The sequence below is a fragment of the Thermostichus sp. MS-CIW-41 genome (genome assembly GCF_054058915.1).
Genome location: NZ_JBSSBO010000052.1, coordinates 1 through 20,108, shown reverse-complemented (window position 1 = coordinate 20,108; position 20,108 = coordinate 1). Strand labels below are relative to the sequence as shown.

Sequence of the window (20,108 nt, the reverse complement as noted above, 5' to 3'; positions counted from 1 at the left end):
GGTGGGACAAAAAACCATCGGGGATCCGGAGCAAGCGCTGGCCTGGATGAAAAGAACCGATCTGGAGCTGATCAGCGCCGAAACCAACACCTACTACCGCCTGGATCCCACCCCCGGCGATGCTTTGGTTCTGCTGCACTCCGCAATGGGCTGGAGTGTGCCCGGATTTTGAAGCTCTTCTTTGAAAGAGAACTGGGCCAACAACAGGTTTCTCTGGTGCCCCTTCCCGGCATCGACTACGAGCTAGAGGGATCCTCTCTGGAGCGGATGGCCGAGCTGTTGAAACAGTTGGCAGAGAGCGCCAAGGGGATCGTCACCTTTGCCGCCACCGGTGGGTTCAAAGCCCAAGCCATGATCATGGCTGTGGTGGGCAGCCAATTGGGGATCCCAGTTTGCTACATCCATGAGCAATACAAGTCTTTGGTCTACCTGCCCTACCTACAGCCGGAAGTTCAGCCCCGGATCCCTCGGGCAGGTCTTCCCGATCGCGCCAGCGGGACGGAGTCCTTTTCAGGCCGACCTCGCTCCGAAGTCATCCAGCTGCAGGTCGACAGCAGCCACCACCGTCCTCGCAGCTGGGTCAAGGTGGAAAAACTCCTGCGAGACATTCCCTGGGTGGATCTGGTCCGCTACGACCCGCACGCTTACTCTGCCCCCAAAAACAGCGTCAAAGCTGCAAACCGCAAAACAGAGGACGGCCGCCACATCTTGTGGATCCATCTCCACCAGAGCCAGGACACCCACCTTGCTGTCAGGGTAGAGACCACCGGCTACACCCCTGAGCACCTGGCGCAGGCCGCCGCTGAGTTGCGGGAGCGCTTGGGTCGTCTGGTGTGAGTTCCCCCCAGGGAAGGAACAGGCCAAGATCCACCCCCGGCCTTTCGCGAGGTGAGCGCGGGGCATTTTGTGGCTTGTCACCTGGTGCCCTAGGTAGCCCTCAAGGGATCCCGGCCACGCCGGTTTGGCGGGCAGCCTGGATTACCGCAGCGGCCACCTGAGGAACCACCCGCCCGTCGAAGACCGAGGGGATGATCCACTGGGGATCCAACTCTTCGGCAGGGATCAAGGCAGCAATGGCTTGAGCGGCAGCCAGGCACATCTCGGTGTTGATCTGCTTGGCGCGGCAGTCGAGGGCGCCGCGAAACACGCCCGGAAAGGCCAGCACGTTGTTGATTTGGTTGGGGTAGTCGCTGCGGCCCGTGGCCATCACTGCCACCCGATTGCCCACCAGCTCCGGCTGGATCTCGGGCACCGGGTTGGCCAGGGCAAAGACGATGGGATCCGGTGCCATTTTTTCTACCATCTCCACTGTCAGGGCATTGGCCACGCTCACCCCAATAAACACATCCGCTCCCACCAAGGCTTCCGCCAGGGATCCGTTCTCCTCGACGGCAATGGCCGCCTTCTCGGGGGTGAGATCGGAACGGGAGCGGCTGAGGATCCCTTGGCGGTCGCAGACCAGGATGTGGGCTGCCCCGGCCCGCCGCAGCAGTTGCGTCACGGCAATGCCGGCTGCCCCGGCCCCGTTGAGGACAATGCGCACCTCGTCTAGGCTCTTTTTCACCACTTTCAGGGCATTCAGCAGCGCCGCCAGCACCACAATGGCGGTGCCGTGCTGATCGTCGTGAAACACCGGCAGGTTGAGGCGGGCCTTGAGCTGAGACTCAATGGCAAAGCAGCGAGGGGCGCTGATGTCTTCCAGGTTAAAGCCGCCAAATCCCGGCGCCAGGCGCACCACCGTCTCTACAATTTCCCCCACCTCCTGAGTGGCCAGGCACAGAGGAAAGGCATCGATATCGGCAAAGCGCTTGAACAGCGCCGCCTTCCCCTCCATCACCGGCAAAGCTGCCTCCGGGCCGACATTCCCCAAGCCCAGCACCGCACTGCCATCGGTTACAATGCCTACACTGTTGCCCTTGATGGTGTACTCATAGACCGCGGCGGGGTTGGCAGCAATTTCTAGGGAAACCCGCCCCACCCCCGGCGTGTAGGCCATGGCCAGATCGGCGGCGCTCTCCAGGGGGCTTTTGGCCACCACCTGCAGCTTTCCCCCGCGGTGCAGCTCAAAGGTGCGGTCCACCACCCGCTCCACCTTCACATTGGCCAAGGAGGCAACGGCGGCGTAAATTTGCTGAGCATGCTCGCTGCTGACGGCATCTACACAGATTTCTCGCACCGTTTCTGCTGCCGATTGGTGGATGAGATCGATCTGGCTGAGGCTGCCTCCCACTTCCGCAATGGCCTGGGTGACGCGGGCTAGGGCTCCCGGCTGGTTGAGCAGGCGAATGCGCAGGGCAATGCTATAGCTGGAGCTGGGGGTGAGTTTTGTCATAGCTCCCTATGGTAGACGAAAAATCCGCTTCCGACTTGCACACCCTGGCCAACTGGCTGGAGGGTTACTACAGCAACCGCGCCCAGGCGATGGCAGAGCCGGTGTGGTTTGTGCCGGTCAGCCTTTGGTACGTGCGCCTTCCCCACCTGTTCTCGGAGGGGATCGGCTTTTTTACCGAGCAATTTAACCAGCACACGCCGGGCCGGTTTTATCGCAGCCGGGTGCTCCAGGTATTGGGGGATCCCTTGCGGATCGAGAACTACAAATTGCGGGATCAAGCAGCTTGGGCAGGTGCCTCTCAGGATCCGCAGCGCTTGGCGCAGCTCTCCTTGGCCGACCTGGAGCATTTGCCCGGTTGTCGCATTTTGGTGGAAAAGCGCCCAGACTGCTACCACGGCGAAATGCTGCCAGGTGGAGAATGTCGTCTGAACCCCGGGGATAGCACCTATATCCACATCGAGTTCGACCTCACCCCCAGCGAATTCATCACCTGGGATCGGGGCTTTGACGCCGCCACTGGCCAACAAACCTGGGGATCCCGCGCCGGACCCTACCGTTACCAAAAAGGGATCCCACCGGCTCCTCTTCAGGTCTGAACCTTCAAAACAGGAAGGGAAACAGATCTCGAAACCCTTTGCGCAGCCTGAGCAAAAAGATCAGCCGCTCCACCTCTGGAGAGACAGATCCGGTTTCGGGCCGAGCTGCCAAGGCTTCCTGGAGTTCTAGAGCTTCGTCGGCGGTGAGGGGCTGATTATCGACCGGAGAGCGAGCCCGCAAGTCGGGCTGGGCCCGCAGCACCTCCTCAGGGATCTCAGAAGCGGGGGGCAGTGCCCAAGCTTCCGGCCAAAGCAGCAGCAGACCCGCGCAGCAGCCCAGTCCTGCACTCCAGAGCCGTTGGCCCATCCGACCGGTTCTCCTAGCGTTGTCCACTGAACTCCACCCCTTGAAGGGATCCCTCCCAACCTTTCCCAACCCCTCGACCTGTTGCTGGGGGAAAGGGGGGGATCCCTTTAGCTGGCCATGGCTTCCGAGCGCTCTTGGATCACCCGATCCACGATGCCGTAAGCCTGAGCTTCCGTGGCCGAGAGGTAAAAGTCTCGCTCCACATCCCGCTCGATTTTCTCCAGCGGTTGGCCGGTGGTTTGCGCCAAGATCTCGTTCATGCGTCGTTTGACTCGCAGAGTTTCGCGGGCGCGAATTTCAATGTCGCTGGCTTGGCCTTGGATCGTGCCCAGCGAAGGCTGGTGCAGCATGATGCGGGAGTGGGGCAGGGCAAACCGCTTGCCCTTGGTGCCAGCAGCCAACAAAAAGGCTCCCATTGAAGCTGCTTGGCCCACGCAAACCGTAACGATATCTGGCTTGATGTGGTTCATGGTGTCGTAGATGGCCATGCCCGCCGTCACAGAGCCACCGGGAGAATTGATGTACATCACAATGTCCTTTTGCGGATCCTGCGAGTTGAGGTAGAGCATCACCCCCACGATGGTATTGGCCAAGCTATCGTCAATGGGCTCGCCGATAAACAAAATCCGCTCTTGGTACAGGCGATCGTCAAGGCTAATCCACTGGCTATAGGGCTCGCCGGGCAAACGGTAGGGAACCCGAGGCACTCCAATCGGCATAAGTTTCTCCTGGCAAAGTATGAAACACAGAACGACGCGCTTGTAAGATATCTTCCGCGCTCAAATCCAGCTGGGGCAAAACCGAGGAAACAATGCGTCCAGATCCAGTTTTGACCTCGCCTTCGTATTCTCCGCCAACCCAGCGCAACACGGAAACCGACTGCTTGGCGGGATCCACAATCCAGTATTCCGGGATCCCACGGGCAGCGTAATCTTTGGGCTTGTCTTGATCATCGCGTTTTTCATGGTCCACTCCGGGGCAAACCACCTCCTCCACCAGCAGCGGCGGGGGCATGGGCAGCCGAATGGTTCCGCGACCGTTTCCCAGCAAGCTCACATAGCGGGATGCAAAGCCATCACCTCTGGATTGCGCAACCGAGCCTTGGCTGCGGGCACTTCGACCTCAACTTGGCCCAAGCTCAGGCGTTGGATGGGCAAAAACTTGAGCAATTCCGCAACCAGAAACAGCTCAATGAGGGTGTTGATGCGCTCCTCGGTTGGCACTTCCCGAATAGACCCGTCTTCAAGTTCAATCCGTCCTTCACAAAGCCCGTCCGTGAGGCGTAGGTACTCCCCCGCCGTCAAAGGCTGTACGGGAACTTGAACCATCGACGGATCCCTCTGCTTCAGTTTTTGGCTGTTGCCAACTTCGGCACGCCTTTGGAACTGGTCAGCACCTGATCGATGAGGCCGTAGGCTTTGGCTTCCTCTGGTGTCATGAAAAATAGCCGCTCCGTGTCCTTCTTGATGCGCTCCATAGGCTGGCCCGTGCTGCGGGACAGTTGCTCCAGCATCATGTTGCGCAAAGTCAGAATCTCGCGGGTGCGAATTTCGATGTCGCTGGCCTGTCCACGGGTGCCCCCATAGGGCTGGTGGAGCACGATCGTGGCATTGGGCAGACTGGCCCGAAATCCTTTGGCTCCTGCTGCCAATAACATGGCCGCCATCCCAATGGCATTGCCGATGCAGATAGTATGCACAGGCGGCTTAATGTAGTTCATGGTGTCCAGAATGGCAAAGGCCGCTGTGTCGTAGTTATAGGTGCCCGTCGAGTTGATGTACATCTTGATCGGCTTTTCCCGATCCTCGTACTGCAAATACAGCAGTTGCTCGATGATCAGCTTGGTGACGTTGGCATTCGACTCTTCCGCAAGGGGCAAGCCCAGGTAGACAATGCGCTCCTGCAACAGCAGCGAAGCCAAATCTGGGGGTGGGGTACGAACCGGAGCGCCGCCATAGTAGTAGTAGGTCGATTGCACCATGCCAGAGATCTCCTACGCCTGGGTCTGTTCAACTGAAAAACACCAGAAAAACAACACTTGAGGACCACAAGGGATCCGCAGCATCCCAACGGATCCCTTGCAGTCTGAGGACCTCTCAAAGCCAGCTTTACTCCGCCCCTTGAGGCAAGAGAACCCGCTCCGGCTCCGTGACCAGCACCTTGGGCTTGCGCTCCTCATCCACATCGATGAGCACCTCCGATCCCTCCCGGACATGCCCAGTCAGGATCTCTTCCGCCAGGATGTCTTCCAGCAGGCGTTGGATGGCGCGGCGCAGCGGGCGTGCCCCGTAGCTGGGGTTATACCCCTCCTCCACCACCAAGTCTTTGAAGCGGTCGCTGACCGTAAGGCGGATTTTCTTCTCCGTCATGCGGTCAAACACTTCCTTGAGCAGGATGTCGGCAATCTGCTTCACCTCATCCTTGGTCAGTTGCCGGAAGACGATGATCTCGTCCACGCGGTTGAGGAACTCCGGACGGAAGTACTGCTTCAGCTCCTCATTCACCAGGTTGCGGATGCGGTTGTAGTTGGCATCCTCGTCGTTGGTGTTGAACTCGAAGCCGAGGCTGCCGCCGCCCTTCTCGATGACCTTCGAGCCGATGTTAGAGGTCATCACGATCAGGGTGTTCTTGAAGTCCACCGTGCGGCCTTTGGCATCGGTCAGGCGGCCATCCTCCAGGATTTGCAGCAATAGGTTAAACACATCCGGGTGCGCCTTCTCGATCTCATCGAAAAGCACCACCGTGTAGGGGCGGCGCCGCACCGCTTCTGTGAGCTGACCCCCCTCGTTGTAGCCCACATAGCCCGGCGGGGATCCGATCAGCTTGCTGACCGTGTGCCGCTCCATGTACTCCGACATGTCGAGGCGGATCATGGCCGACTCGGAGCCGAAGAAGTAAGCTGCCAAAGCCTTGGTCAGCTCGGTTTTGCCCACCCCTGTTGGGCCGGAGAAGATGAAGCTGGCGATGGGGCGGTTGGGATTTTTCAGCCCCACCCGAGCGCGGCGGATGGCCCGGGAGATGGCCCGCACCGCTTCGTCTTGGCCGATGATGCGCTGGTGCAGGGTTTCTTCCATGTTCAGCAGCTTCACTGACTCGCTCTCGGTCAGCTTGGCCACCGGCACTCCCGTCCAGGCGCTGACCACTTGGGCCACGTCCTCTTCGGTTACCTCAGGCATTTCGCTGCGGCTGCTTTCTTCCGCCTTCTTAGCAGCGGCAATGGCGCGGATCTGCTGCTTGATCTCCATCTCCCGATCCCGCAGCTCACCGGCTTTGTCGAAGTTCTGGGCCCGCACCGCAGCGTCTTTCTCCTTGAGCACTCGCCGCAACTCTTGATCCAGCTCCCGGGCCGCCGGGGGCAGTTGAGAGTTGATCAGGCGCACCCGCGAAGCAGCCTCGTCGATCAAATCGATGGCCTTATCCGGCAGGAAGCGGTCGGAGATGTACTGGTCGGCCAGCTTGGCGGCTGCATCCAAGGCCGCATCGGAGATCTTCAGCTTGTGGTGCTGCTCGTAGCGCTCCCGCAGGCCAAACAGGATCTCGATCGTCTCGGAGACTGTCGGCTCGCCTACCATAATGGGCTGGAAGCGACGCTCCAGGGCGGCATCCCGCTCGATGTGCTTGCGGTACTCATCCAGGGTGGTGGCGCCGATGCACTGCAACTCGCCACGGGCCAAGGCAGGCTTGAGGATGTTGGCGGCATCAATCGCCCCTTCCGCAGCCCCGGCCCCGATCAGGGTATGTACCTCGTCGATGACCAGGATGATGTTGCCGGCATTGCGGATCTCATCCATGATTTTCTTGAGGCGCTCTTCAAACTCGCCGCGGTACTTGGTGCCGGCCACCAGCAAACCAATATCCAGGCTGATCACCCGCTTGTCGGCCAAAATATCGGGCACATCCCCCTGCACAATGCGCTGGGCCAAACCCTCGGCGATGGCGGTTTTGCCTACCCCCGGCTCGCCAATGAGGACGGGGTTGTTCTTGGTGCGGCGGCCCAAGATCTGGATCACCCGCTCGATCTCCCGCGTCCGACCGACCACCGGATCCAGCTTGCCCTCCTGGGCCAGTTGGGTGAGGTTGGAGCCGAATTCGTCCAGGGTGGGCGTTTTGGTGCGACTGGAGGATCCCCCCCCCGCCGTCACTTCGGCAGTCTCGCCCAACATGCGGATCACCTGGGTGCGCACCTTGGAGAGATCCACCCCCAGGTTTTCCAAAACGCGGGCTGCCACCCCTTCCCCTTCTCGGATTAGGCCCAGGAGCAGGTGCTCAGTGCCAATGTAGTTGTGGCCGAGCTGGCGGGCCTCTTCTAGAGAGAGTTCCAGCACTCGCTTGGCGCGGGGAGTGAAAGGGATCTCGACGGCCACAAAACCGGATCCCCGACCGATGATTTTCTCGACCTCAATACGGGCGTCCTTCAAGTTCACTCCCATGGACTTGAGAACTTTGGCGGCGACCCCAGTGCCCTCGCCGATTAACCCCAACAAAATTTGCTCGGTGCCAACGAAATTGTGACCTAACCGTCTGGCTTCTTCTTGGGCCAGCATGATCACCTTGATGGCTTTTTCTGTAAAGCGTTCAAACATGATCCTCGGGCTCCCTACGCCTGCATCAAGGCGGACTTGATAGGGGTAATCCTAGCACAAGTTCTGGCGAAACCAAGGGACGGTAAATACCCCAGACGGAAGCTGTCTGGGGCCAAAACGCGCCTGGAGAGATTTGAACTCCCGACACCGTGGTCCGTAGCCACGTGCTCTAGTCCACTGAGCTACAGGCGCAAAAGGGGCGGGCCAACCACGGTTGACTGTCTGTCCATACTATCTGTCCATAGTTACTCAGATACTATCCAGAGACAGAGATGGACATCTATCAATGTGGCTTAGGCATTCTAGCACAAGAGCGTTTTTTGGAAAGTCCAACGGGGGTGTAGATATCCGCCAGCGTTAACATTGCCCTTGCCAAGGTCGCGGAACTTCTCCCCCCACTTCCAGGCCGGCTTGGGAGCTGGTGGCCGTGAGCACCGGCGTCCAGACTTGGCCGTTGCGCTGCCAAAGCTGTAGGTGCAGATGCCCTGATAGGGTATCCCGACAGTTGCGCTGCATCCCTTCTGGGCCAGGAGTGAATACAGTTTGGCCAGGCCGTCCCGTGTGCCCTTCTAGCTGAATACACCAGAGGGCACTTTCTCCCCAGATTCGCCAGGATCCCCAGGGATCCACTTGCCAAGTCAGATGAGCTTGCCCAGGCCGCCATTCCAAAAAGGGCTGGGATCCCCATCCATGCAGGCTGATCAGGGCCACTTCTTCGGGGCGGGTGAGCACCTGCCGCTCAGCTCCGGCACAGGTGAGGCTAAGGCCGGGATGTTGGGGAAAGGCGTTGCACTGGATCCAAAACCAGCGGCGAGGAAAGCTTTGGCCCCAATTTTTTTCGGCGTAGGCGGGAGCCTGCTGAAATGCATAGCGCCTGCCTCTCCACTCCACCCAGCCGGTGGCCAAGCCATGGCTCATGAGGATCTGCCAGCCCGGCTCAAAGATGGGCAGATAAGACCAGGCTCCCATGGTGGCTCGGGGTGGGATCCCATAGGCAAAACGAGGTTGAATGCGGTAGAGCCAGCGAATAGGCTCAGAGACCAAGGGATCCGGCAAAATCCCCTGGTTGAGGTGGGCGGTGTATTGGTAGCCGCTGGCGGTGCGCTGGAAGAAGGTGAAGGGATCCTGAAGGCCGCGACAGCCGGGGCCTGGGATCCCTGAGTGCCCCAAGGCCAGATGGGTTGAGCTGGCCCAAAAGCGGCGGGGATTGGGGAAGGTGCGCCAATGCAGCTCCTCCTCTGGCCCCAACACCTGAGCCATGCCCCCGCGCTTGGGATCGATGGCGTACATGAAGGCAAAGCTAATGGGCGGATCCCCGGGCAAGGTGACGCGGCTGTACCAGCCCTCAAAAAACCGCTCTGTGCAGCCATCCCAGTGATAGCCGGCATGGGGCAGGGATCCCCAATCTGTTGAGTTGTTTTGCCCAGAGCAAGCCGTCGTCGAAGGAAACGCCATCGAGACCTCAGCCATCGCAACAATGATAGATGGAAGTTTATGATTACCAAAACAACAATTGTATTGTTTCTATGTTCATTTGCTCTTAGGATATCGACCAAGCTGAGATTTAAGGATTTCTTGAGATTTCACGAAGGAAATCCGTGGGTCAGGCAACTTGAACCGGAAAGCTTCCATCTTGCCTTCACATATCCTTTCGATGAGGTGAGCATGACGTCACGTCGTAACTTTTTGCTGTCTGCGGGTGCGGCCACCGTGGGTGGACTCGTGAGTGGCAGCTTAGCACGGGCCAGCACAGGCTACTGGGTTGCCCAGGCCAGCGGCCCAGAAACCCCCAATCTCAGGTTAGGCTTTATACCGATTGTGGAGTCTGCCCCCCTGATCATCGCCAAGGAAAAGGGCTTTTTCGACAAACATGGCATGACCGGTGTAGAGGTTTTGAAGCAGGCCAGTTGGCCGGCAGCCCGTGACAACGTGGTCATCGGCTCAGCGGGTGGGGGAATCGACGGTGGCCAGTGGCAGATGCCGATGCCTCACCTGATCCACATTGGCGCCATCACCAACAATCGGCCGGTGCGCATGGCAGTTCTGTGTCAGTTGATCACCCAAGGCAACGGGATTGCCATTGCCGGAATGCATGCTGGCAAGGGTTTGGGGCTGGATATCTCGGGAGCCGCGGATTACATCAAAAATTTCAAAAATTTCAGCGCCAGCAACGGACGCAAATTCAAGGCCGCTCATACCTTCCCCAACGTCAATCAAGATTTTTGGATCCGTTACTGGTTTGCCGCCGGGGGAGTAGATCCGGATCAAGACATTGACCTCCTGACGGTGCCCTCTGCCGAAACGGTGCAGGGGATGCGCAATGGCACCATGGATGCTTTTAGCACCGGGGATCCCTGGCCCTACCGGATTGTGGCTGATGGGATCGGGTTTATGGCGGCCCTTACCCAACAGATTTGGCCCTTTCACCCCGAAGAATACTTGGCCATTCGCGCCGATTGGGTAGAGCAAAACCCCAGGGCCACACAAGCCACTTTGATGGCGGTGATGGAAGCGCAGCAATGGTGCGACGATCCGGCCAACCGAGAAGAACTGACACGCATTCTCTCAGGGCGTGCCTACCTGAATGTGCCGGTTGAAGTTCTCACCCCTCCCTTTCAAGGCAACTACGAATTGGGAGACGGCAAGCCAGCTGTTCAAGATTTCAATGCCGGGCCCTTGTACTGGGAAGATGGCCGGGGCAGCGTCTCTTACCCCTATAAGAGCCATGACCTTTGGTTCCTGACGGAATCCCTGCGTTGGGGCTTTCACGCTCGCTTCCTGACCGATCTGGATACTGCCCGTCGTCTGGTGGATGAAGTGAACCGTGAAGATCTCTGGCGTGAGGCCGCCCAGGCACTGGGGGTGAAGAACATCCCCAACAACACCTCGCGGGGAACAGAGCGTTTCTTTGACGGTGTGGTGTTTGACCCACAGGATCCGCAGGCTTACCTGAACAGCCTGAAAATCAAAAGGGTCTAGCTGAATAGCTTGATTGGGCCAAGTTCCTCACCTTCTTTCGCAGGAAGTCCATGGCTTACCGTTTCCTTGTTCGAATCTCTCGCACAACAGGGATCCTGCCTACCTGTGGGATCCCACGAGGTCGAAAAAAGCTGTGCCGAGCTTTCTGCCCAAACGATGGAAAGTTGATGGATGCTATGAGCCTCGCACTTTTTGAATAACTTTGAATGCTATGTTGAGGATCGGCTATGTTGGCTCTACTTCACGTTCCGCGCGAACTCTTCAGGGATCCTCCTTTTGAGAGGCCGGCCCAGCCCCGCTGGGACAAGCTCATTCTCTCGATAGCCGTGGGGGCGCTGAGCTTTCTAATTGTCGTGAGAGTTTTGTTGAGTTTGCAATCCCTGTGTTTGCCCATCCAAGGAAAAGGCAAGGCCAATCCCAGTTCATGCTCTGTTTCCAACACGTTGTAGAACCCTGCGGCTGGAATGTTCTGAGAGCGCGACAACAGAGAACCTTGTAAAACCCTATCCTCCTCTAGGAGCTATGACGACGACACTTTCTTCTCCGGCAAAGTCTTCGGCAGCGAAGCTCGATTTGGCGAAGTACCGAGATCAGATTCTCCCCCCTGTGGTGGGTATTGTTGGATTCCTGCTCATCTGGCAGCTCTTGGCCAGTGCCAACCTTATTCGGCTGCCGGGGCCCTGGGATGTGTGGATGGATGAGCGCAGCCGGTATCTGATCCTGCATCCTTTGTATCGCAACAGCGACCTCGACCAAGGGCTGCTGCGCCAAACCTTGGCCAGCTTACAAAGGGTGGCCATCGGCTATTGCAGTGCCGCCTTGGTGGGCATCACACTGGGCATTTTGGTAGGAAGCAGCGTGTGGATCAACCGAGCTTTGGATCCCATTTTCCAATTTTTGCGCATGGTAGCTCCCTTGGCTTGGGTGCCCATTTCCTTGGCTGCTTTGCAGCGCAATGAGCCGGCTGCCCTGTTCGTTATTTTTATTACCTCAATTTGGCCCATTCTCATCAACACGGCTGTGGGGGTGAGACAGATCCCGGAAGACTACATCAACGTCTCCAAAGTGCTCAAGCTCTCCAAAGTAGACTTCTTTTTTAAGGTGTTGCTGCCCTCAGCCCTGCCCTACATGTTCACAGGTCTGCGCATTGGTATTGGCCTGTCTTGGCTGGCCATTATTGCCGCAGAGATTGTGATGTCGGGTGTGCCGGGGATCGGCTTTTTCATCTGGGATGCCTACCAGCAGAACTACGTTACGGAGATCATCGTTGCCGTCATCTACATCGGAGCGGTGGGATTGCTTTTGGATCGCCTGATGTCTGTTTTGCAAAACAAGATAGCCAACCAATGATGTGTTGGATGTGTTGTCAGTATGTGGTTGGTTTGAGGCTAGACGGGTGATAGGTTGGGAGGTTTTCTGTGTCTGTATTGGTCAGTGTGGAGCAGGTGGAAAAATCTTTTGCTCTGCCCGGAGGGCAGGAATACCTTGCTCTGAAAGGGATCGATCTGCAAATCCATCGAGGGGAGTTTGTCTCCTTAATCGGCCACTCTGGCTGTGGCAAATCCACCCTGTTAAACATGGTGGCGGGTCTGTCTTTGCCGACAGGGGGGATCGTAGCTTTGGATGGACATACCATTACGGCTCCCGGCCCCGATCGCATGGTGGTGTTTCAGCATTACTCGCTTTTGCCTTGGCTAACGGTTCGGCAAAACATTGCGCTAGCGGTGAATGCCGTTCTTAAAAACCATTCTCCGGCGGAGCGTCAGCAGATCGTGGAAGAGCACATTGATCTGGTGGGCTTGCGCCACGCAGCAGATAAGCTCCCAGCCCAATTGTCCGGGGGTATGAAGCAGCGGGTGGCCATTGCCCGTGCCCTGGCTTTGCGGCCCAAAGTGTTGTTGTTGGATGAGCCATTTGGCGCTTTGGATGCGCTCACGCGCGGGAACTTGCAAGAGCAGTTAATGCGCATCTGTGAAGAACATCAGATGACCACTCTCATGGTCACCCACGATGTGGACGAAGCGGTTCTTCTGTCAGATCGTGTGGTCATGCTCACCAATGGGCCGGGATCCCGAATTGGGAACATTTTAACCATTGATATTCCTCGGCCCCGCCGTCGGCTGGAGGTGGTCAACCATCCCAGCTACTACAGCTACCGCAGCGAGATCATCTACTTTTTGAACCAACAAAAACGCATCAAGCAATGGCGTGCTCGCCGCAGCACTGTGGTGGCCAGGCATGGCTTGGAAAAGATCAACCTGGAGATTGGCTTTGTGCCCCTCACTGCCTGCGCTCCGTTGGCTGTGGCCAAAGAAAAAGGGTTCTTTGCCAAACACGGCTTGGAAGAAGTGAATTTGGTGCGGGAAACCAGTTGGCGAGGGATCCAAGACGGCATTCGGGAAGGTTATCTGGATGCGGCCCAAATGCCCGCCGGTATGCCGGTGTGGATGTCCTTGGGTGGAGGGGATAACCCGCCTCAGCCGGTGGTTACGGCCCTCACCTTGACCCGCAACGGCAATGCCATCACCTTGCATAAGCGGTTCTACGAGCAAGGGATCCACACCCTCAGCCAGTTGAAGGCTTACATTCTGGGTAGTCCCAGCCGTCGGCTTACCTTTGGGGTGGTGCATCCCAGCTCTATGCACAATTTGCTGTTGCGCTATTGGCTGGCAGCCGGCGGGATCCACCCGGATCACGATGTGGTACTGAAAACGCTGCCCCCGGCTCAGATGGTGGCCAACCTGACAGCCGGCAACATCGATGGCTACTGTGTGGGAGAGCCCTGGAATTTGCGGGCAGCCCTGGAGGGCAGTGGCTTTACGGTGGCTACAGATCTGGAGATTTGGCTGGGCCATCCCGGCAAAGTGTTGGGGGTGCGAGAAGATTGGGCCAGGGCCTACCCCAACACCCACATTGCCTTGGTCAAAGCGCTGTTGGAAGCCTGTCGCTACTGCGAAGATCCGGCCCATCACGACGAGATTCGCGAGCTGCTCAGCCGCCGCGCCTACCTGAGCACCGACCCATCCTACATTCATCTGGGGGATCCCCAGCGCCTAATCTGTGACTTGGACAGGCCGATGCGGGAATATGCCCACCACCGCTTCTTTCTGGGAGCCGGCAACCGTCCCAGCCGCACCGAGCATCTGTGGATGATGACCCAAATGGCCCGCTGGGGGGATCTGCCCTTCCCTCGCAACTGGGTGGAGATCGTGGAGCGGGTGTGTCAGGTGGGGGTATTCAGTACGGCAGCCCGCGAGCTGGGGCTGGATGTGTCTTACCAGCGGCAGCCCATTCAGTTGTTCGATGGGATCCCCTTTAATGGTGAGGATCCCCTGGCCTACCTCAACAGTTTGGCGATTAAGCACGATATTTATGTAGCCGAGGTTGCTTTGGATCGTCGTCCTGTGTTGCTCTAGATACCCACTTGGGCGCCCTTGCAAAAGCACATTCCCCGTTGTGAGAAAATCATGAGTTGGAGCACCCTACGATGACTGCCCTCTTGACAACCTCTACCCCAGCGAACGTAGCCGCAGAACCCTACCTAAGCCTTGAGAATGTCAGCAAGACCTACTCAACTCCCAAGGGGGATTATCCCGTCTTGCGAGATATCAACCTCAGTGTGAACGAGGGAGAGTTTGTCTGCTTGGTTGGGCATTCCGGCTGTGGCAAAACCACCCTGCTGAATATGGTTTCCGGATTTGCCCAGCCCACCAGTGGCTCGGTGAAGCTGAAAGGGCAGCCGATTACAGCTCCTGGCCCGGAGCGCATGGTAGTGTTTCAAGGGTATGCCCTGTTGCCCTGGCTCACAGTTTATGAAAACGTCTATTTGGCCGTTCGGTCGGTATTTCCCCACAAGAGCCAGTCGGAAAAGCATCGAATTGTGGAAGAACATTTGGATTTGGTGGGGCTGGGGGAAGCCGCTCAGAAATATCCCTCGCAAATTTCGGGAGGGATGAAACAGCGGGTAGCCATTGCTCGTGCGTTGGCCATCCGTCCAGAAGTGCTGATTTTGGATGAACCCTTCGGGGCCTTGGATGCCATTACCAAAGAGGAGCTTCAAGAGGAGCTGTTGCGCATTTGGGATGAACATCGCTGCACGGTTTTGATGATTACCCACGACATTGATGAGGCGCTGTTTTTGGCCGACCGCCTGGTGCTGATCGCGCCAGCGGGACGGAGTCCTTTGACCAATGGCCCTGCAGCCACCATCGGGCAGATCGTGACCATCCCCTTCCCGCGCCCTCGGGATCGCGAGCGGATTCTTGAAGATCCGCAGTACTACCGCCTGCGCAACTCGGTTCTCAGCTATCTCTACGGCCATGAGGCCAACCCAGAGGCGGCTTGCCGATGAGCCGATAAATCAAACCTAGAGCAGTTGGCGGAGCGAGAGGGTGACCAGGCAGCCGGAACCCCTTGGCCGTCAGGGGCAGCGCTTGGGCAGGCGATCCGCAAACCTCTCTTGGAACTCGCCCACAACATTGCGCAACCGCTCGTCCAAAACGGCCAGCGTCTGGGATGCGATCTCGTCCGGCACGCCGCCGAAAAACGCCTCCGCAATGCCCCCGGCAATGCAGGCCATGGTGTCTGCGTCTCCACCAAGGGAGATGGCGTTGCGCACCGCGTCTTCAAAACCGTCTGCCTCTAGGAACGCGATGATCGACTGGGGCACCGAGCCCTGACAGGAGACATCGAAGCAGTAGTGCTCCCGGATATCGTCCAGCCGCTCGGATAGGCAGTATCCGAACTCTTGCTCGATGTACGTCTTGATGTCGGCCTTGGTGTACCCTGACCGGGCGAGAAACACGGCGGCTGCCGTAGCCTGAGCGCCGCGGATGCCCTCCGGGTGGTTGTGGGTTACCTCGGCACTGGCCCGCGCCTGGGCCAGCACTTCTTCCAGCGTGTTGCAGGCGATGCCAATGGGGCTAACCCGCATGGCGGCTCCGTTGCCCCAACTGTAGTACGGCTCACGGCAGCGATGCTCGGCCCAGTGGATGAAGCTGCTCCCGTACCCAGCCTCTGGGTAGGCGTGGAAGTACTCATGGTACCAATCGACGTAGCTACCGCCCCGCAGCAGCCGCTCGGCCACAGCGACCGTCAGAACCGTGTCATCGGTAAATTGGCTGGCCTCGACGAACAGCGGAAAGTTCTTCGTTTTGGTGCCCGAGTGCTCATGGACAGAGCCGATAACATCCCCGGCAATGGCTCCCAGCATCAGTACCCTCTCCTTTTTCTTTTCCCAGTTCTCAATCTCCCGGTTCTCAATCTCGCCGTTTCCGAAAAGGCTCGCCCGCCCATCCAATTCTGAATCCGCACCCCTAGGCAATCAAGCGGCGCACCGCCCGAAGCAGCTCCGCGGGGGGAGGAGAGTTGGGATCCCAGCGAATTTCCAACTCAGGTGAGTCTTTGAGCACTTGAGGAGGGCCGGGCGAGGTGTGCAGGATGGCCACACAGCGCAAATTGCCCCGGTCTCGACAAAACTCGTGCCAGAGAGGGATAGCCTCGGGATCCCGGCTGACCACCAGGTAGTGGGAGCAGGCTTCCAGGATCGGCTGCTTTTGCGGATCCACCTTGCCGCCCACATCCACAATCACCAAACTCTTTTGCCGGCGCAAAGCCAGAATGGCCTGGGCATGGAAGCCAAAAAACTCAGGGGTTGAACGGCCCCGGTACCGCTGCTTGAGGGCTTCGGCCTGTTCTAGGGGTAAGTCCAGAGTCCAATTGCCTTCCCCATCCCAATGGGCCCGTTGCAGATAAATATCGGGATGCTCCGGCAGCAGAGCTTCGAAGAGGGCGCGGGCAAGACGGCTTTTGCCACTGTCGGGGGGGCCCACCACCATCACCGCCGCTGCCAATTCTGTTCGCGTCAGCGGGCCGTAGGCCTTGCCCGGCCTTCCCTGCACCCAGGGGATGACCTGGCCCACCCGCACTTCGGGGGTATGGCTGGAGACCACCACCGCGCCCAAGCGTGGGTCATAGCAGGCCACCCAACGGGTGAAGTGGCACTCATGCACCAGCCAGCCATACAGCCAAATGGGGGCCCGCCCCGTCAGAACCACCCCCAACTGGGCATTGATCCCTGCAGGCAGCCGAAGCTGAGCCAGATCCTCTGGGAAAACCAGGCGATCCGGTCGGGTCAGCTCAATTTCGATGACCTGAAAAGACAGTTCCGAAGAATGGGATCTTCGAGGGTCCAAGGACTCCGTCCCGCTGGCGCGAGCGGCCAGACAGCCGGAAAGCAAATGCAGTGCCACAGCAGCCATGGGCAGATTTGACGAGACAGGTTGACTTCAGTATGGAAGAGATTGGAAGTGGAAGGTTCCAACTCATGTCAGAGTGGTCAGGCTCTCACTTGCGCCTTGCTCCAAGAAAACCCCTGGCCTGGAGTGCCATCAACTGGTCAACCCAAAAACCGAGGGAACTGTCGGATGAGCCGATTTGAGCTGCCTTTGACGGTAGAGGTGTTGCGCTGGCTGGCCGGCGGGCAGTTGGCGGAGCGCCTGGAGCGGGCCGTGCGCCTGTGGGTGTTGCTCGATTGCTTGTATGGCGAGGAGGGATGGCGGGATCTGCCGGAAACGTTTGGCTATACCCACATTCGGGATCGCTTGCTCTCACCACGGCACCCCAAGCAGGATCTGGCACAAGGGATCCCTTCACCCTGTCCTGATGTTGACTGCATTTGCTGGAAACCCTTGAGGTTTTGGCTGAAGGATCCCAACCTATTGGCCGCCTTAAAAGCAGAAGTTCCGGATCTGGAAGCGCTGCTATCTGCTCAACCCTTTCACAAGACCCATCGCACACTGCGCAAAGAGCTGGATTACCTGGCTGCCCGGGGTTGGCTGCAACAAATTCAGGCCAACTCTAGGCGGAGAGATAATTTTCGCTGCCGTGCGCCGGGGGATCGTCCCCAACTGCCCGTATCTTCATCGGCTTTGACCTTATCGGGCCATCAACTGGAACAGATCTATCACATCCTCAGCGATGTGGCCTTTGTGCATCCAGATGTCCAGGTTTTGCTGGATGAAATCTGGGAAAATCAAAGGACTCCGTCCCGCTGGCGCGAAAGGACTCCGTCCCGCTGGCGCGATCAGCACTCGCAGCGGCGGCTTTTTGTCTGGTTTGAGTACATCCTCTCGGACGAACAGCAAGAACGGGTGGATGAATATCAAAGCCAGCTAGAAGCCCTTTGGGCCAACCCAGAAGCAGGGGTGATCGGTTTTGACTACGCCACCCGCCAACATGGGATCCGGCGTATTCTCACCTATCCGGTCTGCCTGTTTTATGCCCGCCGCGCCAAGTATCTGGCAGCCTTTGGCCAGCTCCCCACCCCCGAGGGATCCCTGGGCTGGCACAATTTCCGCTTAGATCGGATCCAGTCTGAGCGCCTGGCGGTGATTCCCTGGGACGCTCCTTCCATTCCGCCAGAGCTGGCAATCCGCAAACGGCAAAAGAAGCTGCCCAGCCCAGAGGAAGTCCAAGCAGCATGGGAAGAAGCCTGGGGATCCGATTTTTACCTGCCCAAGGCATTGTTGATCCTTCGATTTTCCCCGGAGTTTGCCCGTCGCTATGTGGAAAGCACAGTGCGACATCCCACCTTCCAGCCCATTGCCTACGAGCGGATCCCGGCTTTGGTGCAGCAGGCAGTGGCGGATGTGCGGGAACGCCAACAGATTTTGAACATTCTCCGGCAAAGGCCGGCCAGCGACCGCTATTTTCGGGCCTGGGTGCGGGTGGGAGATACCAATTTCACCATGCGTTTGCGCGACTGGCGGCCCAACGGCGAGGTGATCGCGCCACTGGCCTACCGGGAACAGATGGCTCGGGAAGCCCAGGCAGAGCTGCAGTCTTATCGCCCCGACCTGAAGCTTTCTTGACCTTCCTGCCCATGACCACCCTCTACCTAACCGAGCCGGGGACTGTGGTTCACTGCCAAAACCAAACCCTGCTCATTCGCCGCCGTGGTCAAGAGCAGCTTTGCCGCCTTGCGGAGGTGGAGCTGGTGGTGGTGTTGCCCGGGATCCAATTGACCAGCGCAGCTTTGGCCCAACTGCTGGATCGAGGCATCGAAACCATTTTTTTGCGTGCGGATGGCGGTTTTCGCGGTCGCCTGCAGGGATCCTTCTCCACCAACTCTGAGATCCGTCTGGCCCAGTATCAGCGGGCCTACTCCCCCTGGGGGCTGAGGTGGGCCAAGGTGATTGTGCGCGGCAAGATTCGCAACCAACGGGCAATTCTACAACTGCACAACCGGGCTACCCGCGGCCAAATTGCCCCCTTACAGGAGGGTATTGATGTTATCGCCGCCTACCTGCAACAGTTGGATCGCTCCGTGTTCGAATGCCCACTGGACACTGCAGAGTTGGAAAACAAGCTGGAACAGTCGTGGTTGCCCCTGCTGAATCTCAAGGAAGACAGTCTGCGGGCCTACCCTTTGGATGCCGCGGCCAAGAAGCAGGCCAAAGTCTTCGGGGGGCCTCCCCCCTATGAGCCGCCGGACTACCTGATCTTCTGAGGCTCTGATACATTTACGCTGAACACTGCTGAACATCACTGTTCAACTATGCAGCGATAGCATTCTGTTTGTTTCCAAACAGAATGGCGGTATCCCGCAAAGCTTTGAGTAGAATACCCAAAGCGCAGTTTCCGTGTCGTCTTACTACCAATTTTCTGCTTTGCTTTGGCTACCATGTTGGCAGACTCGAAAGTAAACAGAAAGATCAACTGGTAGTAATCCGTACCGAACATATTATACATTATTTTCAGTATAGTTGAGCTTATTATTGACTAGAGTCATGCTCCACCGGGCCGAAATTGTAAAGTTTTGTGCGCGATCTGTCGGGGCGAGCCATCACCAGCCTGACTCTGCCGGCACAAGATTTTAAGGGAAACTTTAGATCTTTTGCCCCGATTGGCCCAAAAACGTGACACAATGGCCGTAGCAAGCTCAATTTCCCCGCTTGCGCTTGGCCGCGAGGACAATGTTAATATCTGTGTCGAGGAATCTCCGTACTCCCTCGCGAACGCACCTTGAAAACCTCATGAATTCAGGCTTTTCCGAGGGTAGGGTTGATCCCTACCTTTTCCCCGCAAGGGGACGGAAACAAGCAAGGTCGGTACTTGTCTTTCGACTTTCCCTTCAGCGTTGATCCCTACCTTTTCCCCGCAAGGGGACGGAAACGTTGGGTCAGACTATTCTAAGGTGATGTCCCATGTTTGCTGGTTGATCCCTACCTTTTCCCCGCAAGGGGACGGAAACGTTGGGTCAGACTATTCTAAGGTGATGTCCCATGTTTGCTGGTTGATCCCTACCTTTT

Annotated in this window: 18 protein-coding genes and 1 tRNA gene; 8 read left to right on the top strand and 11 right to left on the bottom strand. The window is 58.0% G+C overall.

What is annotated here, in order from left to right; genetic code table 11:
- Window positions 1-168 precede the first annotated feature (168 nt).
- Window positions 169-837, top strand: coding sequence for a putative CRISPR-associated protein (locus ACVWXE_RS12435; RefSeq protein WP_457490457.1), 669 nt, complete (start codon window positions 169-171; stop codon window positions 835-837).
- A gap of 100 nt (window positions 838-937) precedes the next feature.
- On the opposite strand, the gene ACVWXE_RS12430 is transcribed toward ACVWXE_RS12435, so the two are convergent.
- Window positions 938-2,332: a malic enzyme-like NAD(P)-binding protein gene (locus ACVWXE_RS12430; RefSeq protein ID WP_457490456.1), complete on the bottom strand. Its 1,395-nt coding sequence runs from the start codon at window positions 2,330-2,332 to the stop codon at window positions 938-940.
- Between the two features lie 8 nt (window positions 2,333-2,340).
- Between ACVWXE_RS12430 and ACVWXE_RS12425 the strand changes: the two genes are divergently transcribed.
- Window positions 2,341-2,928, top strand: coding sequence for a chromophore lyase CpcT/CpeT (locus ACVWXE_RS12425; protein ID WP_457490455.1), 588 nt, complete (start codon window positions 2,341-2,343; stop codon window positions 2,926-2,928).
- A 4-nt stretch (window positions 2,929-2,932) separates the two neighbouring features.
- Here the strand turns inward: ACVWXE_RS12425 and ACVWXE_RS12420 are convergent, their stop codons facing one another.
- The 8 genes from ACVWXE_RS12420 to ACVWXE_RS12385 form a co-directional block, all read right to left on the bottom strand.
- Complete coding sequence (locus ACVWXE_RS12420) at window positions 2,933-3,235, bottom strand: hypothetical protein (protein WP_457490454.1); 303 nt, start codon at window positions 3,233-3,235, stop codon at window positions 2,933-2,935.
- Window positions 3,236-3,342: 107 nt separating this feature from the next.
- Window positions 3,343-3,954 carry an ATP-dependent Clp protease proteolytic subunit gene (locus tag ACVWXE_RS12415; protein WP_011432257.1) on the bottom strand — a complete coding sequence of 204 codons (612 nt, stop codon included), beginning with the start codon at window positions 3,952-3,954 and terminating at the stop codon, window positions 3,343-3,345.
- Window positions 3,902-4,291, bottom strand: coding sequence for a Uma2 family endonuclease (locus tag ACVWXE_RS12410; protein WP_457490453.1), 390 nt, complete (start codon window positions 4,289-4,291; stop codon window positions 3,902-3,904). The genes ACVWXE_RS12415 and ACVWXE_RS12410 overlap by 53 nt, the downstream gene beginning before the upstream one ends.
- On the bottom strand, window positions 4,288-4,563 hold the full coding sequence (locus ACVWXE_RS12405; RefSeq protein ID WP_457490452.1) for a hypothetical protein: 276 nt from the start codon (window positions 4,561-4,563) through the stop codon (window positions 4,288-4,290). Before ACVWXE_RS12405 ends, ACVWXE_RS12410 begins: the two co-directional genes overlap by 4 nt.
- Window positions 4,564-4,580: 17 nt before the next feature.
- Window positions 4,581-5,216: an ATP-dependent Clp protease proteolytic subunit gene (locus ACVWXE_RS12400; protein ID WP_414349574.1), complete on the bottom strand. Its 636-nt coding sequence runs from the start codon at window positions 5,214-5,216 to the stop codon at window positions 4,581-4,583.
- 127 nt (window positions 5,217-5,343) lie between these two features.
- The gene (locus ACVWXE_RS12395) at window positions 5,344-7,818 is read right to left on the bottom strand and encodes an ATP-dependent Clp protease ATP-binding subunit (RefSeq protein ID WP_011432255.1); all 2,475 of its coding nucleotides are present in this window, start codon (window positions 7,816-7,818) and stop codon (window positions 5,344-5,346) included.
- Window positions 7,819-7,936: 118 nt separating this feature from the next.
- A tRNA-Arg gene (locus ACVWXE_RS12390) sits at window positions 7,937-8,010 on the bottom strand.
- A gap of 165 nt (window positions 8,011-8,175) precedes the next feature.
- Window positions 8,176-9,288 carry a tocopherol cyclase family protein gene (locus ACVWXE_RS12385; protein WP_457490451.1) on the bottom strand — a complete coding sequence of 371 codons (1,113 nt, stop codon included), beginning with the start codon at window positions 9,286-9,288 and terminating at the stop codon, window positions 8,176-8,178.
- 189 nt (window positions 9,289-9,477) lie between these two features.
- On the opposite strand from ACVWXE_RS12385, the gene ACVWXE_RS12380 reads away from it, so the two are divergent.
- The 4 genes from ACVWXE_RS12380 (at window position 9,478) to ACVWXE_RS12365 (ending at window position 15,148) form a co-directional block, all read left to right on the top strand.
- Window positions 9,478-10,797: a CmpA/NrtA family ABC transporter substrate-binding protein gene (locus ACVWXE_RS12380; protein WP_457490450.1), complete on the top strand. Its 1,320-nt coding sequence runs from the start codon at window positions 9,478-9,480 to the stop codon at window positions 10,795-10,797.
- A 522-nt stretch (window positions 10,798-11,319) separates the two neighbouring features.
- Window positions 11,320-12,147: a nitrate ABC transporter permease gene (gene ntrB, locus ACVWXE_RS12375; protein ID WP_414407830.1), complete on the top strand. Its 828-nt coding sequence runs from the start codon at window positions 11,320-11,322 to the stop codon at window positions 12,145-12,147.
- A gap of 68 nt (window positions 12,148-12,215) precedes the next feature.
- Window positions 12,216-14,213, top strand: coding sequence for a nitrate ABC transporter ATP-binding protein (locus ACVWXE_RS12370; protein ID WP_457490449.1), 1,998 nt, complete (start codon window positions 12,216-12,218; stop codon window positions 14,211-14,213).
- 71 nt (window positions 14,214-14,284) lie between these two features.
- Window positions 14,285-15,148 (top strand): nitrate ABC transporter ATP-binding protein, encoded by an 864-nt coding sequence (locus ACVWXE_RS12365; RefSeq protein WP_457385143.1) that lies wholly within the window; start codon window positions 14,285-14,287, stop codon window positions 15,146-15,148.
- Between the two features lie 69 nt (window positions 15,149-15,217).
- Here ACVWXE_RS12365 and ACVWXE_RS12360 read toward each other — a convergent pair whose 3' ends face one another.
- Together ACVWXE_RS12360 and crn3 are read right to left on the bottom strand one after the other, a co-directional pair.
- On the bottom strand, window positions 15,218-16,009 hold the full coding sequence (locus tag ACVWXE_RS12360) for an ADP-ribosylglycohydrolase family protein (RefSeq protein WP_457385145.1): 792 nt from the start codon (window positions 16,007-16,009) through the stop codon (window positions 15,218-15,220).
- 103 nt (window positions 16,010-16,112) lie between these two features.
- Entirely contained in the window at window positions 16,113-17,057 is a 945-nt protein-coding gene (gene crn3 / locus ACVWXE_RS12355) for a CRISPR-associated ring nuclease Crn3/Csx3 (RefSeq protein ID WP_457490448.1), read from the bottom strand.
- Window positions 17,058-17,222: 165 nt separating this feature from the next.
- Between crn3 and ACVWXE_RS12350 the strand changes: the two genes are divergently transcribed.
- Together ACVWXE_RS12350 and cas1 are read left to right on the top strand one after the other, a co-directional pair.
- Window positions 17,223-18,668 carry a TIGR03985 family CRISPR-associated protein gene (locus ACVWXE_RS12350; RefSeq protein ID WP_457490447.1) on the top strand — a complete coding sequence of 482 codons (1,446 nt, stop codon included), beginning with the start codon at window positions 17,223-17,225 and terminating at the stop codon, window positions 18,666-18,668.
- 11 nt (window positions 18,669-18,679) lie between these two features.
- Window positions 18,680-19,306 carry a CRISPR-associated endonuclease Cas1 gene (gene cas1, locus ACVWXE_RS12345; protein ID WP_457388323.1) on the top strand — a complete coding sequence of 209 codons (627 nt, stop codon included), beginning with the start codon at window positions 18,680-18,682 and terminating at the stop codon, window positions 19,304-19,306.
- Window positions 19,307-20,108 lie beyond the last annotated feature (802 nt).